This window comes from Streptomyces fodineus (assembly GCF_001735805.1).
GTDB lineage: Bacteria > Actinomycetota > Actinomycetes > Streptomycetales > Streptomycetaceae > Streptomyces > Streptomyces fodineus.
In genome coordinates this window covers 8,191,256-8,206,021 of sequence record NZ_CP017248.1, presented here as the reverse complement: position 1 = coordinate 8,206,021, position 14,766 = coordinate 8,191,256, and the positions used below count along the sequence as shown (strand labels likewise).

Sequence of the window (14,766 nt, the reverse complement as noted above, 5' to 3'; positions counted from 1 at the left end):
TGGGTCCGCCTAGCCGCTCCATGAAGCCCGCTTGATCCGTCTGGCCAGTCTGCGCTTGCGCCAGCCCGTGAGGTGGTCCGCGTACACGCGGCCCTCCACATGGTCGCACTCGTGCTGCAGGCATCTGGCGAAGAAACCCGTGCCGTGCACCGTGACCGGCTCCCCGGTCACGGTGCAGCCCTCGACCACCGCATGGTCGTAGCGCTCCGTTCCCGCCTCCAGCCCGGGCAGGGACAGGCAGCCCTCGGGCCCCCGGATCACCACCCCGTCGGCCTCCACCAGCCGCGGGTTCACCACATGTCCCAGATGCCGCACATCGTCATCATCCGGACAGTCGTAGACGAATACACGCAACGGCACCCCGATCTGATTCGCCGCCAGCCCCACCCCCTGCGCCGCGTACATGGTCGCGAACAAGTCCTCCACGAGGTCGGCCACTTCGGGGCCGAAGTCGGTGACCTCCGTGCAGGGCTGGTGCAGAGCGGTGTCGCCGAGCAGGGAAAGGGGCCGGACTCGCCCGTGGGCGCCCGGGATCGTGCCGTGTCGCATAGCGGCAAGGGTACGGTTCCTTCAGCTCATGCCCGCCGCGCATGGCGTGGGCCAGGATTCGGGTGTGCGAATGGATCTCGATAGGCTGAGGACCACACCACGTTGCCGGATGGCCCCAGGCGCGGCGCGTACGCAAGGAGGATCGAGAACTGATGGCAGGCAACTCGGACCCGCTCACGCCGCGGGCCAAGCTGGCCGTGACCGCCGGCAAGGCGGTCGCTGCGGCATCTCGCGCCGCGGGGCGCGGCAGCGGGTCGGTGATCGGTGGCCGGGTCGCACTCAAACTCGACCCCGACCTGCTCGCCCGGCTCGCGCAGAACCTGGACGTCGTCCTGGTGTCGGCGACCAACGGCAAGACCACGACCACCCGGCTGATCGCCGAGGCGCTGCGCGCCGCGGGCCCGGTGGTGTCGAACGCGCTCGGCGCCAACATGCCGGCCGGTATCACCTCCGCGCTCGCGGGCGGCTCGGAGGCCAAGTTCGGTGTCATCGAGGTCGACGAGAAGTACCTCGCCGGTGTGGCCCGGGACACCGACCCGAAGTGCATCGCCCTGCTCAACCTCTCCCGCGACCAGCTCGACCGCGCCGCCGAGACGCGGATGCTCGCCGAGAACTGGCGCGAGGGTCTGGCCGGCTCCAAGGCCGTCATCGTCGCCAACTGCGACGACCCGCTGGTGGTCTGGGCCGCCTCCTCCTCCCCCAATGTGATCTGGGTCGCAGCCGGGCAGATGTGGAAGGACGACGCCTGGTCCTGCCCGTCGTGCGGTGGCGTGATGCAGCGCCCCGGCGACGACTGGTTCTGCGGTGAGTGCGGGTTCCGCCGGCCCCAGCCGACCTGGGCGCTGTCCGGGGACCATGTGCTGGACCCGCACGGTTCCGCCTGGCCGATCCACCTGCAGCTGCCCGGCCGCGCGAACAAGGCGAACGCGGCCAGCTCCGCGGCCGTCGCCGCCGTCTTCGGGGTGCCGCCGCAGGTGGCCCTGGAGCGGATGTACCAGGTGCAGGCCGTCGCCGGGCGGTACGACGTCGTGCAGTTCCAGAACCGTGATCTGCGGCTGCTGCTGGCGAAGAACCCGGCCGGCTGGCTGGAGACGTTCTCCCTGATCGACCCGCCGCCCGCGCCGGTGATCCTGTCCGTGAACGCCCGCGGCGCCGACGGCACCGACACCTCCTGGCTGTGGGACGTCGACTACACCCGGCTGACCGGCCACCCGATCTTCGTCATCGGCGACCGGAAGCTGGACCTCGCCGTCCGTCTGGAGGTCGCCAACCAGCACTTCCAGGTCTGCGAGAACCTCGACCAGGCCGTGCAGATGTGCCCGCCGGGCCGGATCGAGGTCATCGCGAACTACACCGCGTTCCAGGACCTGCGCCGCCGCGTCGGCAACTGATCTTCGAAGGGCGATCACCTCATGAGCGACAACCAACTGCGGCTGGTGTGGATCTACCCGGACCTGCTGAGCACCTACGGCGACCAGGGCAACGCGCTCGTCGTGGAGCGGCGGGCCCGGCAGCGCGGCCTGGACGTGGCCCGGCTCGACGTGCGCAGCGACCAGCCGATCCCGACCTCCGGAGACATCTACCTGATCGGCGGCGGCGAGGACCGTCCGCAGCGGCTCGCCGCCGAGCGGCTGCGCCGTGACGGGCATCTGCACCGGGCGGTGGAGAACGGCGCGATCGTCTTCTCCGTGTGCGCCGGCTACCAGATCCTCGGCCACGAGTTCATCAACGACCTCGGCCAGCGCGAGCCCGGCCTCGGCCTGCTCGACGTGGTCTCGGTGCGCGGCGAGGGCGAGCGGTGCGTCGGTGACGTACTCGCCGACATCGACCCGCAGCTCGGCCTGCCGCAGCTGACCGGCTTCGAGAACCACCAGGGCGTCACCCACCTCGGCCCGACCGCCCGCCCGTTCGCCCAGGTGAAGATCGGCAAGGGCAACGGCACCGGGGACGGCACCGAGGGCGCGTACAACGGCACCGTCTTCGGTACGTACATGCACGGCCCGGTCCTCGCCCGCAACCCGCAGATCGCCGACCTGCTGCTGAAGCTGGCGCTCGACGTCAACGCGCTGCCGCCGGTCGACGACCGCTGGTACGAGGCGCTCCGCGACGAGCGCATCGCCGCCGCGCAGCAGCCCGCGTAGGCGCCGTCCCGGCGTTGTCCCAGCGTGTTCCGGCAGGCTCGTCGCGGGCCCGCCTGACGGGCCGTCCGCTCACATGTGCGGGCGCGTCCAGCAGGCGGACGCCCGCTACGGAGCCACCCCCTTGCGCCGGTAGGGTGGCCGGGAATCCGCCGGACAACGTGGTCCGGTTACCCGGCCCACGTTGAGAAGGTAATTCGGGCTATGCGCATTGGTGTCCTCACGTCCGGCGGCGACTGCCCCGGCCTGAACGCCGTCATCCGGTCCGTCGTGCACCGTGCCGTCGCCGACCACGGCGACGAGGTCATCGGTTTCCGGGACGGCTGGAAGGGCCTCCTGGAGTGCGACTATCTCAAGCTCGACCTCGACGCCGTGGGCGGCATCCTGGCGCGCGGCGGCACCATCCTCGGCTCCTCCCGGGTCCGCCCGGAGCATCTGCGGGACGGCGTGGAGCGGGCCAGGGGCCATGTCGCGGAACTCGGCCTGGACGCGATCATCCCGATCGGCGGTGAGGGCACCCTGAAGGCGGCCCGGCTGCTGTCGGACAGCGGGCTGCCGATCGTGGGCGTGCCCAAGACCATCGACAACGACATCGCTGTCACGGACGTCACCTTCGGCTTCGACACGGCCGTCACCGTGGCGACGGAGGCCCTGGACCGGCTGAAGACCACCGCCGAGTCGCACCAGCGCGTGCTGATCGTGGAGGTCATGGGCCGGCACACCGGCTGGATCGCGCTGCACTCCGGCATGGCGGCCGGCGCCCACGCCATCGTCGTCCCCGAACGGCCCTTCGACATCGAGGAGTTGACGAAGAGGGTCGGCGAGCGCTTCGAGGCGGGCAAGCGGTTCGCGATCGTGGTCGCGGCGGAGGGCGCCAAACCGAAGGCCGGCACCATGGACTTCGACGAGGGCGGCAAGGACATCTACGGCCATGAGCGGTTCGCCGGGATCGCCCGGCAGCTGTCGGTCGAGCTGGAGCAGCGGCTCGGCAAGGAGGCACGGCCGGTGATCCTCGGGCATGTGCAGCGGGGCGGCACGCCGACGGCGTACGACCGGGTGCTCGCCACGCGGTTCGGGTGGCATGCGGTGGAGGCCGTGCACCGGGGCGAGTTCGGGATGATGACGGCGCTGCGCGGGACCGACATCGTCATGGTGTCGCTGGCAAAGGCCGTGCAGACCCTGAAGACCGTGCCGGTGGAGCGGTACGACGAGGCGGAGTGCGTCCTGTAGTCCGGTTAGTTCGGGCGGGCACGAACCGCCCCCGGTCACAGCTGTGACCGGGGGCGGTTCTACTCTTGGTGCGGACACAGACAGCTGTGGACAGAAACCGCACAACCCCCACGAACCAGGAGCCACCGGATGGATCACAGCGGGCACGGCATGATGATGGATCTGCCGCCGTTCACGCTGGGGCGGGGGCTCCAGTGGTCGGCGGACCCCTTCTTCCTCGTGGCCTGCCTGGCCGGGCTCGCCCTGTACGGCTGGGGTGTCGTACGACTGCGGCGGCGCGGGGACGCGTGGCCCGTCGGTCGTACGGTGTCGTACGTCGTCGGTGTGCTGACCATCGCCCTGGTGATGTGCACCAGGCTGAACGACTACGGCATGGTCATGTTCAGCGTGCACATGGTGCAGCACATGATCATCAGCATGCTGTCGCCCATCCTGATCCTGCTCGGCGCGCCGGTCACCCTGGCGCTGCGGGCGCTGCCGACCGCCGGCAAGGGCCGCAAGGGCCCGCGTGAGCTGCTGCTGGCGCTGCTGCACAGCCGGTACATGCGGATCGTCACCCACCCGGCGTTCACGATCCCGCTGTTCATCGCGAGTCTGTACGCGCTGTACTTCACTCCCGTCTTCGACTTCCTGATGGGCTCCAAGACCGGGCACATCGCGATGATGGTGCACTTCCTCGCGGTCGGCGTGGTGTTCTTCTGGCCGATCATCGGTGTCGACCCGGGCCCGCACCGGCCGGGGCATCTGATGCGGATGCTGGAGCTGTTCGCGGGCATGCCGTTCCACGCGTTCTTCGGCATCGCGCTGATGATGGCGACGTCCCCGATGGTGAGCACCTTCACGCACCCGCCGGCCTCGCTCGGCATCGACGCGCTGTCCGACCAGAACGCGGCCGGCGGCATCGCCTGGGCGTTCAGCGAGATCCCGTCGGTGCTGGTGCTGATCGCGCTGCTGTTCCAGTGGTACCGCTCCGAACAGCGGCAGGCCAGGCGCACGGACCGGGCCGCCGACCGGGACGGCGACAAGGAGCTGGAGGCGTACAACGCCTACCTGGCCTCGCTGAACGCGCGCGAGAGCTGAGCGCCGGCGCATACCGGACGCCCGCGGGAGCGGTGCACACCGGGCTGGGCGGAGCCGTGCCCTCCGGGCGGGAATGGGGGCACCATGGTCGAGGACGGACCATGAGGAGGGTGTCGCGATGCCCGGTTCCACGAAAGGTTCCACCAAGGCGATGGGGGTGCTCACGATCGGCGGACTCGTCGTCGTGACCGCCTATACGGTCGCGATCGGCGGCAACGGCTGGCTGTGGTTCGGATGGGTGGTGCTGGGGCTGCTGACGCTCGCCATGGTCGTCACCCAGTCGTGAGGTCCGCTGCCCGGCGGGGCTGACTACAGTGCCCGCATGAACAGCAGGACGCCCTCGTTCGACGACCTCGACCGCAAGATCGTCACCGCGCTGATGGCGAACGCCCGGACCAGCTTCGCCGAGATCGGCGCGGGTATCGGTCTGTCCGCGACGGCGGTGAAGCGGCGCGTGGACCGGCTGCGGGAGACCGGGGTGATCACCGGGTTCACGGCGACGGTGAAGCCCTCGGCGCTCGGCTGGCGCACGGAGGCGTACGTCGAGGTGTACTGCGAGGGTGCGGCCCCGCCCCGGCGGCTGGCGGAGGTCGTCCGCAACCATCCGGAGATCACGGCGGCCATGACGGTGACCGGCGGCGCCGACGCGCTGCTGCATGTGCGGGCACGGGACGTGGACCACTTCGAAGAGGTGCTGGAGCGGATCCGGGTCGAGCCGTTCATCCGGAAGACGATCAGCGTGATGGTGCTGTCCCACCTTCTCCCGGAAAGCCCGGAAGCCGGCGCGACCCACGCGGCGCCCGAATGACGCGGAGTATGCGCACGACCGCTGCGTGAACCGCTTGAACAACGCAGCGATGCTGCGCATCTACGCAGCTTTTCGTTCTTGTCGGCCGTCCGCCTCCGTTTCTACCGTTGTTGTCACCCCTGTGACACAAAGCAAAGCGGAGGAAACCCTCTGTGTCCGAAAGCCGTGTACAGCGCCCTCGGCGCTTTCTCGTCTGCGAACCCAGACATTTCGCCGTGCAGTACGCGATCAATCCGTGGATGCACCCCGACAAGCCGGTCGACGTCGACCTCGCCCAGGAGCAGTGGCAGACACTGATCCGCGCCTACCGCGCCCACGGGCACACCGTCGAGTCGGTCGAGCCGGTCCCCGGACTGCCCGACATGGTCTTCGCCGCCAACGCGGCGTGCGTGGTCGGCGGCCGGGTCTTCGGCTCCCTGTTCCACGCGCCGGAGCGGCGCCCGGAGTCGCTGCACTACGACACCTGGTTCAAGACGGCGGGCTACGACGTGTACCGCCCCGAGTCGGTGACCGAGGGCGAGGGCGACCTGGTGTGGACGGGCCGCTACGTGCTCGCCGGCACCGGGTTCCGCACCACCCGCGAGGCGCACCGGGAGGCGCAGGAGTTCCTCGGCCATCCGGTGATCGGCCTGACGCTGGTGGACCCGTACTTCTACCACCTGGACACGGCGCTGTTCGTCCTCGACGAGGACAACATCTGCTACTACCCGGAGGCGTTCTCGGCGGGCAGCCGGGAGGTGCTGCGGCGCCTGTACCCGGACGCGGTGCTCGCCACCCGCGAGGACGCGATGGCGTTCGGCCTGAACTCGGTGTCCGACGGCAGCAACGTCTTCATCGCCCCCAGAGCCGAGGCGCTCGCCGAACGCCTCGCCGGCCACGGTTACGTCCCCGTCCCCGTCGACCTGTCCGAGTTCCACAAGGCCGGCGGTGGCATCAAGTGCTGCACCCAGGAGATCCGCTGATGACCGCACCCGTACGCACCCGCTCCTCCGCCGACCTGATCCGGGCGGAGGAGCCGGTCCTCGCGCACAACTACCACCCGCTGCCGGTGGTGGTCGCCCGCGCCGAGGGCGCCTGGGTGGAGGACGTCGAGGGCCGCCGCTACCTCGACATGCTGGCCGGCTACTCGGCCCTGAACTTCGGCCACCGGCACCCGGCGCTGATCGAGGCCGCGCACCGCCAGCTCGACCAGCTGACGCTGACCTCCCGCGCCTTCCACAACGACCGGCTCGCCGGTTTCGCCGAGCGGCTGGCCGAGCTGACCGGCCTGGACATGGTGCTGCCGATGAACACCGGCGCCGAGGCGGTGGAGAGCGGCATCAAGGTGGCCCGCAAGTGGGCGTACGACGTCAAGGGCGTCCCCGCCGACCAGGCGACGATCGTGGTCGCGGCGGACAACTTCCACGGCCGTACGACGACGATCGTCAGCTTCTCCACGGACGAGACGGCCCGCGCCGGCTTCGGCCCCTTCACACCCGGCTTCCGGATCGTGCCGTACGACGACCTGGCCGCGCTGGAGGCGGCCGTCGACGAGACCACGGCGGCGGTGCTGATCGAGCCCATCCAGGGCGAGGCGGGCGTGCTCATCCCGCGCGACGGCTATCTCGCCGGGGTGCGGGAGCTGACCCGCCGCAAGGGCTGCCTGTTCATCGCCGACGAGATCCAGTCGGGCCTCGGCCGCACCGGCCGCACGCTCGCCGTCGAGCACGAGGACGTCGTACCGGACATGCTGCTGCTCGGCAAGGCACTGGGCGGCGGGATCGTGCCGGTCTCGGCCGTGGTGGCCCGGCGCGAGGTGCTGGGTGTGCTGCACCCGGGCGAACACGGCTCGACCTTCGGCGGCAACCCGCTCGCGGCAGCGGTCGGCACGGCCGTGGTCGAACTGCTGGAGACCGGTGAGTTCCAGCGCCGGGCCGCCGAGCTGGGCGTGGTCCTGCGGGACGGGCTGACCGAGCTGGTCGGCCGGGGTGTGGTCGGCTTCCGCTCCCGCGGCCTGTGGGCGGGCGTCGACATCGACCCGGCGATCGGCACCGGGCGGGAGGTCAGCGAGCGGCTGATGCGGGAGGGGGTCCTGGTGAAGGACACCCACGGCTCCACGATCCGCCTCGCGCCCCCGCTGACCGTGACGGCGGAGGAAGTGCGCTCCGCGCTGGCGGCACTGGAGAAGGTGCTGGGTTCGTGATCCCGGTGGGGGTGGCCGCACGCCGCCCCCACCGCTCATTTGCACGCCTGGGCCGATGCCCGCAGGGTGAAGACTGAGCCATGAAGGGGTAGACCACTCTCAGCAACAGAGAGGTCGGCCGTGAGCACTCACGAGGAGCTGGGCGCCGCCGGGCAGCGGTTCGACGTGGCCGACGCCGCTCCCCTGCTGCTCGACGCACAGGGCGTGGTGACGAGCTGGACCCGGGGCGCCCAGCGCCTGCTGGCGTACCCGGCCTCCGAGGTGGTGGGCACCAAGGCGTCCGGCCTGCTGTCGGAGGAGGACGCCGCGCGGGTGCCCGAGCTGGCCGAGCGGTGCCGCAGGGACGGCGGCTGGGCGGGGCTGCTGACCGCACGGCGCAAGGACGGGCAGCCGGTGCGGGTGATGGTGCGGATCACTCCGGCGGTGGAACCCGGCGGCGTCCCGCACTGGCTGGTTCTGCTCTCCGACGTCTCCGGGGCACGCGGCTGGGACATGAGCCGCGCGGTGCTGGAGCAGATGGTGACCGAGTCCCCCGTCGGCATCGCGATCGTGGACACCGATCTGCGGTGCGTCTGGTCGAACGCGGCCCTGGAACGGTACGGCGGTGGCTCCCCGGCTCAGCGGCTGGGGCGGCGGCTGGCGGAGATCCAGCCGGGCATCGACTCCGAGGGCATCGAGACCCAGATGCGGCGCGTGCTGCAGACCGGCCGGCCGGTGGTCGGGTACGAGCATGTGGGCCAGGTGCGTTCCGCACCGCACCGGGAGACCGCGCACATGATGTCGTTCACCCGTCTGGACGACGACCAGGGCCACCCGATGGGCGTGTACTACACGGTCGTCGACATCACCGAGCGGCACCGGGCCCGGCAGCGGCTGGCCCTCCTCGACCGGGCCGGCGAGCAGATCGGCCGCAGCCTGGACATCGTGCGGACCGCACAGGAGCTGGCCGACGTGGCCGTGCAGGGATTCGCCGACTTCGTCAGCGTGGATCTGCTGGAGTCCGTGCTGCGGGGCGCCGAGCCCGAGCCGGGGCCGCGCAGCGACACGGAGCGGGTGCCGCTGCGGCGGGCCGGGCACCAGTCGGTGGACCCCGGGGTCCCGGAGGCCGTCGTGCAGATCGGCGACGTGGCCACGTACCTCGCCGGATCTCCCCCGGTCCGCTGTCTGACCACGGGCCGGCCCTGGCGCGCGGAAGAACTCGACCCGCTGGCCAGGAAGTGGGCCACGGGCATCCCGGGCGACCGGGCGGCCACCTTCCTGGAGCTGGGCCTGCACAGCGGGATGATCGTGCCCATCCGGGCGCGGGGCGACACGATGGGTGTCACCACCTTCTTCCGGCGCCGCCGTCAGGACCCCTTCGACGAGGACGACCTGAGTCTCGCCGAGGACCTGGTGTCCCGGGCGGCGGTCTGCGTGGACAACGCCCGCCGCTACACCCGCGAACGGAGCGCGGCCCTCGTCCTGCAGCGCAGCCTGCTGCCGCACCGGCTGCCCGAGCAGGACGCGGTGGAGGTGGCCGCCTGCTACCGGCCGGCCGACGAGCTGACCGGCCTCGGCGGCGACTGGTACGACCTCATACCGCTGTCCGGTGCGCGGGTGGCCCTGGTCGTGGGCGAGGTTCCGGGGCACGGGATCGACGCGGCGGCGGCCATGGGACGGCTGCGGACCGCCGTGCACACCCTCGCGGCGCTCGATCTGCCGCCCGAGGAGGTCCTCGCGCACCTCGACGACCTGGTGGCGCGGACGGTCGGCGAGGAGGGCGAACGGCCCGGGGTCGCGGCGGCCGCCGGTGAACAGGCGGTGGGCTCGGGGTGCGTGTACGTCGTCTACGACCCCGTCGACGGGCGGTGCACGATGGCCGCCGCCGGCCATCCCGCGCCGGCCGTCGTGCTGCCCGACGGCACCGCCGGCTTCGTCGATCTTCCTCAGGGACCGCCGCTCGGAGCCGGCGGTCCGCCGTTCGAGGCGGTCGAGCTGGCCCTGGCCGAGGGCAGCACGCTGGCCCTCCACACCGATGGGCTGCTGGCCTACGGGGACGACGACGGGAACCTTGCCGCGGACCGCGAACGGCTGCGCCGCACCCTGGAACAGCCCTCCTCCTCGCTCGGCGCGCACTGCCGGTCCGTGGTCGACGCCCTGGTCCCGGCCCGGCCGCACGACGACGTGGCCCTGCTGATGGCCCGCACCAGGCTGCTCGGCGACGACCGGGTCGCCGCCTGGAACCTCGCCGCCGACCCGACCGTGGTCGCCGACGCCCGCAAGGAGGCCACGCGGCAGCTGACCGAGTGGGGCCTTCAGGAGCTGGCGTTCACCACCGAACTGGTCGTGAGCGAGCTGGTCACCAACGCCATCCGGCACGCGGAGGGCCCGATCCGGCTGCGGCTGATCAGGGACCGGGCCCTGATCTGCGAGGTCTCCGACTGCAGCGCCACCGCACCGCATCTGCGTCATCCACGCGTCACCGACGAGGGCGGACGCGGACTGCTGCTGGTCTCCCAGTTCAACCAGCGGTGGGGCACCCGCTTCGTCCCCGGGGGAAAGGTCATCTGGGCCGAGCAGCCGCTGACGGACCCGTCGGGCTGACGTACCGGACGACACACCGTTCACGGAACACCTTGTCCGCACGGTATCCGCTCGTCGACCGTCGGCCGGCGGCAGCGCGTACGCGTCCGCGTTCCGCAGGTCCGCGCCGGGCCACCGCCGCCGGGCGCGATTGCGAGCATCGGCTCGGCGGGGGCGATCCCGACGGCCCGCGCGCCCCGCCCGGTCAGCTCCGCCACGGCCCGCCCGGTGCCGCAGCCGACGTCCACGACCGGCGCACCGGGGCGCAGGCGCAGCAAGGCGTAGGAGTCGCGGCGGAGTTGCTCGGCGGCGGGGCGCCGTTCCACGGCGTCGAGTGCGGCGGCGAGTTCCGCGCGGGGGCGCGGCTGGTGATCTGGCCCCGCATGTGCTGCGGCACTGGGAGACCATGAGCATCCTCGCCCCCCGCGGGCCTCGCTCGGCCTGATCGAGTGCGCGCTCGGCTGCGCCCACGAGGACATCACCGCCTGTCCGCACTACCGTCGGGCCGTCGAGGCCCGGTCCGCCCCCGAGCGGCTGGACGAGCCCGGCATGGGCATGGTCGGTTGCGGTTACAGATGACGACAGGCGCACGCGGGGTGGCCTGGACGACGTAAGGGGCGAGTCGTGTTCTACTACGTGCTCAAGTACGTGCTGCTGGGTCCCCTGCTCAGACTGGTCTTCCGGCCCCGGATCGAGGGCCTGGAGCACGTGCCGGACGCCGGTCCCGCGATCGTCGCCGGGAACCATCTGTCCTTCTCCGACCACTTCCTGATGCCGGCGATGCTCAAGCGCCGGATCACGTTCCTGGCCAAGGCGGAGTACTTCACCGGCCCGGGGCTCAAGGGCCGGCTCACCGCGTTCTTCTTCCGCAGTGCCGGGCAGATCCCGGTGGACCGCTCGGGCAGGGATGCGGGGCAGGCGGCGATCCGCGAGGGCCTGAAGGTGCTGGGCCGGGGCGAGTTGCTCGGCATCTATCCGGAGGGCACCCGTTCGCACGACGGCAGGCTCTACAAGGGCAAGGTCGGCGTCGCGGTGATGGCGCTGAAGGCCGGGGTGCCGGTGGTGCCGTGCGCGATGATCGGCACGTTCGAGGCCCAGCCGCCCGGGAAGGTCGTCCCGAACATCCGCCCCGTCACCATCCGCTTCGGCAGGCCCCTCGACTTCTCCCGCTATGCCGGCATGGAGCAGCAGAAGGCGATCCTGCGGGCCGTCACCGACGAGATCATGTACGCCATCCTGGCCTTGTCCGAGCAGGAGTACGTCGACGAGTACGCGGCCGTCGTCAAGGAGCGGCAGGCCGCGGAGAAGGGCGCCAAGGAGCGCAGGTTCCCCCGGGCCCCGCTCGGCTGAAAGGCCTCTGCCGACGGCAGAAGGTCCACCGCCCGAGCCGCCCCCATCCCTACGCTCGCCGTATGAGCCGTATGAAGAGGGCCGTGGTGATCGGGGCGAGCGGGCAGATCGGCCGTCCGACGGTGGACGCACTGGCGCGGGACGGCTGGGAGGTGACGGCGGCCTCCCGGAGCGGCGGCCGGGACGGGACTTGGGACGACGGGGTACGCACGGTCCGGCTGGACCGCTCCGACGACGCGGCCCTGGCCGCGCTGGTCGGTGACGGCTGCGACCTGCTGGTCGACATGGTCGCCTACGACGCCGTGCACGCACGCCAGTTGACCTCTCTCGCGGGCCGCGTCGGCTCGGCGGTCGTGATCTCCACGGTGTCCGTGTACGACGACGGCGACGGCCGGAACTTCGACACGCTGGACGAGCCGGACGGCTTTCCGGCCTACCCGGTGCCCGTCAAGGAGACCCAGCCGACGGTGGCCCCGGGCACGACCTCGTACAGCACCCGCAAGGTCGCGCTGGAACGCGAACTCCTCACGGCCGCCGACCAGTTGCCGGTCACCGTGCTGCGGCCGGGTGCGGTGCACGGGCCGTACAGCCCGCTGCCCCGTGAGGTGTACTTCGTGAAGCGGAATCTGGACGGCAGGCGCAGGCGGGTGCTGTCCTACGGCGGGGCGAGCCGGTTCCACCCGTCGAGCGCCCGGAACATCGCCGAACTGGTCCGCCTGGCTGCGGTACGGCCCGGTACCCGGGTGCTCAACGCCTGTGACGGCGAGGCGCCGACGGTCGCCGAGATCGGCGCGGCGGTCGACGCGGTGATGGGTGTGAAGACGGAGACGACGTTTCTCGACGGTCCTCCCGAGGGCTCCGTCGGGAGGACGCCGTGGTCGGTTCCGCTGCCGTTCGTCTTCGACATGTCTGCCGCGGAGCGGGAGTTGGGCTACCAGCCGGTGGGGTCGTACGCCGACAGCCTGCCGGAGACGGTCGCCTGGCTGACGGACGCGCTCGCCGGGCGCGACTGGCCGGAGTGCTTCCCGCTCCTCGCCCAGGTGTATCCGGACCTCTTCGACTACGCGGCCGAGGACGCCTGGTTCACGGCATGAGCGGCATGAGCGGCATGAGCGAGGGGCGGCCGGAGAGTCCGGCCGCCCCTCGTCACCGTACGAGCCCGGTTACGGCTTGGGCGTGGCGTGCGGGCCGCACGTCACGTCCGCATCGTCCAGCTTGCCGTCGATCAGGTAGGCGTCGACGCGCTGGTTGATGCAGGGGTTGACCAGGCCGGTCACACCGTGGGAGCCGGCGTCCTTCTCCGTGATCAGGCGAGAGTCCTGGAACCGCTGGTGCAGTTCGACGGCGCCCTCGTACGGGGTGGCGGCGTCGCGGGTGGACTGCACGATCAGCACCTGCGGAAGGCCCTTGTGGGTCTTCACGTCGACCGGCGTCCGCTGCTTGACCGGCCAGGTGGCGCAAGGCAGGTTCATCCAGGCGTTGGCCCAGGTCATGAACGGGTAGTCCTTGTTGAGCCGGGTGTTGTCCCGGTCCCACTTCCGCCAGCTGGTGGGCCACTTGGCGTCGGTGCACTCGACGGCCGTGTAGACGGCGTTGCCGTTCTCGGCGGTGATGTTGCCGGCCGTGTTCGACAGGTTCGGCGCGGCGGCGTCGACCAGCGCCTTGGTGTCACCGGCGACGTACTTGCCGAACACCGTGGCGACCGGCACCCACGAGGAGTCGTAGTACGGCGCGCTCTGGAAGAAGGAGATCAGCTCGGCCGGGCCGACGACCCCGCCGATGGGGCTCTTCTTGGCGGTGGCGCGCAGCTCGAGCCACTTGGCCTGGACGGCGTCGCGGGTGGTGCCGAGGTGGAAGGCGGCGTCGTTCGCGGCGACCCAGTCCTCCCAGTCCTTCCAGCGGCCCTCGAAGGCGATGTCCTGGCCCAGGTTGGCCTGGTACCAGATGTTCTCGCGGGCGGGGTTGACCACGCTGTCCACGATCATGCGGCGCAGGTGGCCCGGGAAGAGGGTGCCGTAGACGGCGCCGAGGTAGGTGCCGTAGGAGACACCGAGGTAGTTGAGCTTCTTCTCGCCGAGCGCGGCGCGGACGACGTCCAGGTCGCGGGCGGTGTTCGGCGTGGTCATCTGCTGGAGCATCGCGCGGCCGGTACGGTCCAGGCAGCCGTCCGCGTACTCACGGGCCAGCTTGCGCTGAGCGGTCTTGTCCGCCTCGGTGTCCGGCACCGGGTCCATCTTCGGCGCCTTCACGAACTCCTGCGGGTCCTCGCAGGAGATGGGCGCGGAGTGGCCGACGCCGCGCGGGTCGAAGCCGACGAAGTCGTAGGCCTTGGCGACGTTCGCCCAGACGGGGTTCTTGGTGGTGACCCGGCGCGGGAAGCGCAGGCCGGAGCCACCGGGACCGCCCGGGTTGTAGACGAGGGCGCCCTGGCGCTCCTCCTTGGTCCCCGTGTTGCCGATGCGGTCCACGGCGAGCTTGATCTGCTTGCCGTACGGGTGCGCGTAGTCGAGCGGCACGCTCACCCAGCCGCACTGGATGGGCTTCTCCAGCCCCCAGTCGGCCGGGCAGTCCTGCCAGTCGATGCCGGCCTCGGCGGCGCGGGCGGCGGCGATCGCGGCGCCCTTGGCCTCCCGGTCCTGGCTGCTCCGGCCCGCCGCGCTGGCCGCGCTGGCCGCCGGTGCCGAGACGGCGCCGGCGATCAGGGTGGCGGTGACGAGCGCTCCGGCCGAACCGAGCGCCAGCAGGCGGCTCTTCGGTCTGTTGTCCCTCAAGTGGGCCCCTCCCCCTACATAAGGATCACTGCGAGTGGTCAGTTCGGGGATCCTCTCGGCTGTGAGCCGTCTGAGAACAGGGGGCGCCTGTCATCT

Annotated in this window: 14 protein-coding genes; 11 read left to right on the top strand and 3 right to left on the bottom strand. The window is 71.3% G+C overall.

All coding sequences use genetic code 11. The annotated features are described in order from the left end of the window. Positions 1–9: 9 nt before the first annotated feature. Positions 10–549, bottom strand: a complete 540-nt coding sequence (gene def, locus BFF78_RS35570; protein ID WP_069782211.1) for a peptide deformylase — start codon at positions 547–549, stop codon at positions 10–12. A 152-nt stretch (positions 550–701) separates the two neighbouring features. Here def and BFF78_RS35565 point away from each other — a divergent pair, with 152 nt between their 5' ends. The 9 genes from BFF78_RS35565 (at position 702) to BFF78_RS35530 (ending at position 10,570) form a co-directional block, all read left to right on the top strand. Then, on the top strand, positions 702–1,940 hold the full coding sequence (locus tag BFF78_RS35565; RefSeq protein ID WP_069782210.1) for a MurT ligase domain-containing protein: 1,239 nt from the start codon (positions 702–704) through the stop codon (positions 1,938–1,940). A gap of 21 nt (positions 1,941–1,961) precedes the next feature. After that, positions 1,962–2,690 carry a type 1 glutamine amidotransferase gene (locus BFF78_RS35560; RefSeq protein ID WP_069782209.1) on the top strand — a complete coding sequence of 243 codons (729 nt, stop codon included), beginning with the start codon at positions 1,962–1,964 and terminating at the stop codon, positions 2,688–2,690. A gap of 201 nt (positions 2,691–2,891) precedes the next feature. Further along, positions 2,892–3,917: a 6-phosphofructokinase gene (locus BFF78_RS35555; RefSeq protein ID WP_069782208.1), complete on the top strand. Its 1,026-nt coding sequence runs from the start codon at positions 2,892–2,894 to the stop codon at positions 3,915–3,917. 129 nt (positions 3,918–4,046) lie between these two features. Further along, positions 4,047–4,997: a cytochrome c oxidase assembly protein gene (locus BFF78_RS35550; RefSeq protein WP_069782207.1), complete on the top strand. Its 951-nt coding sequence runs from the start codon at positions 4,047–4,049 to the stop codon at positions 4,995–4,997. Between the two features lie 118 nt (positions 4,998–5,115). Next, positions 5,116–5,283, top strand: a complete 168-nt coding sequence (locus tag BFF78_RS45695) for a hypothetical protein (protein WP_107440886.1) — start codon at positions 5,116–5,118, stop codon at positions 5,281–5,283. 36 nt (positions 5,284–5,319) lie between these two features. Then, the gene (locus BFF78_RS35545; protein WP_069782206.1) at positions 5,320–5,805 is read left to right on the top strand and encodes an Lrp/AsnC family transcriptional regulator; all 486 of its coding nucleotides are present in this window, start codon (positions 5,320–5,322) and stop codon (positions 5,803–5,805) included. Between the two features lie 152 nt (positions 5,806–5,957). Continuing rightward, the gene (gene ddaH / locus BFF78_RS35540) at positions 5,958–6,767 is read left to right on the top strand and encodes a dimethylargininase (protein ID WP_069782205.1); all 810 of its coding nucleotides are present in this window, start codon (positions 5,958–5,960) and stop codon (positions 6,765–6,767) included. Then, positions 6,767–7,987, top strand: a complete 1,221-nt coding sequence (gene rocD, locus BFF78_RS35535; RefSeq protein ID WP_069782204.1) for an ornithine--oxo-acid transaminase — start codon at positions 6,767–6,769, stop codon at positions 7,985–7,987. Before ddaH ends, rocD begins: the two co-directional genes overlap by 1 nt. Before the next feature lie 120 nt (positions 7,988–8,107). Continuing rightward, positions 8,108–10,570 carry a SpoIIE family protein phosphatase gene (locus tag BFF78_RS35530; protein WP_069782203.1) on the top strand — a complete coding sequence of 821 codons (2,463 nt, stop codon included), beginning with the start codon at positions 8,108–8,110 and terminating at the stop codon, positions 10,568–10,570. 20 nt (positions 10,571–10,590) lie between these two features. Here the strand turns inward: BFF78_RS35530 and BFF78_RS35525 are convergent, their stop codons facing one another. Then, entirely contained in the window at positions 10,591–10,875 is a 285-nt protein-coding gene (locus BFF78_RS35525) for a methyltransferase domain-containing protein (protein WP_069782202.1), read from the bottom strand. Positions 10,876–11,173: 298 nt separating this feature from the next. Between BFF78_RS35525 and BFF78_RS35520 the strand changes: the two genes are divergently transcribed. Continuing rightward, positions 11,174–11,899: a lysophospholipid acyltransferase family protein gene (locus BFF78_RS35520; protein ID WP_069782201.1), complete on the top strand. Its 726-nt coding sequence runs from the start codon at positions 11,174–11,176 to the stop codon at positions 11,897–11,899. Between the two features lie 71 nt (positions 11,900–11,970). Beyond that, entirely contained in the window at positions 11,971–12,993 is a 1,023-nt protein-coding gene (locus tag BFF78_RS35515; RefSeq protein WP_227026167.1) for an NAD-dependent epimerase/dehydratase family protein, read from the top strand. A gap of 69 nt (positions 12,994–13,062) precedes the next feature. On the opposite strand, the gene BFF78_RS35510 is transcribed toward BFF78_RS35515, so the two are convergent. Further along, a complete protein-coding gene (locus BFF78_RS35510) occupies positions 13,063–14,670 on the bottom strand; it encodes an alpha/beta hydrolase (protein WP_193433601.1) in 1,608 nt (535 codons plus the stop codon). Positions 14,671–14,766 lie beyond the last annotated feature (96 nt).

Bases quoted from the DNA above. Each gene is read 5' to 3' on its own strand.
- def (WP_069782211.1), bottom strand. From the start codon at position 549: ATGCGACACGGCACGATCCCGGGCGCCCACGGGCGAGTCCGGCCCCTT.
- BFF78_RS35565 (WP_069782210.1), top strand. From the start codon at position 702: ATGGCAGGCAACTCGGACCCGCTCACGCCGCGGGCCAAGCTGGCCGTG.
- BFF78_RS35560 (WP_069782209.1), top strand. From the start codon at position 1,962: ATGAGCGACAACCAACTGCGGCTGGTGTGGATCTACCCGGACCTGCTG.
- BFF78_RS35555 (WP_069782208.1), top strand. From the start codon at position 2,892: ATGCGCATTGGTGTCCTCACGTCCGGCGGCGACTGCCCCGGCCTGAAC.
- BFF78_RS35550 (WP_069782207.1), top strand. From the start codon at position 4,047: ATGGATCACAGCGGGCACGGCATGATGATGGATCTGCCGCCGTTCACG.
- BFF78_RS45695 (WP_107440886.1), top strand. From the start codon at position 5,116: ATGCCCGGTTCCACGAAAGGTTCCACCAAGGCGATGGGGGTGCTCACG.
- BFF78_RS35545 (WP_069782206.1), top strand. From the start codon at position 5,320: ATGAACAGCAGGACGCCCTCGTTCGACGACCTCGACCGCAAGATCGTC.
- rocD (WP_069782204.1), top strand. From the start codon at position 6,767: ATGACCGCACCCGTACGCACCCGCTCCTCCGCCGACCTGATCCGGGCG.
- BFF78_RS35515 (WP_227026167.1), top strand. From the start codon at position 11,971: ATGAAGAGGGCCGTGGTGATCGGGGCGAGCGGGCAGATCGGCCGTCCG.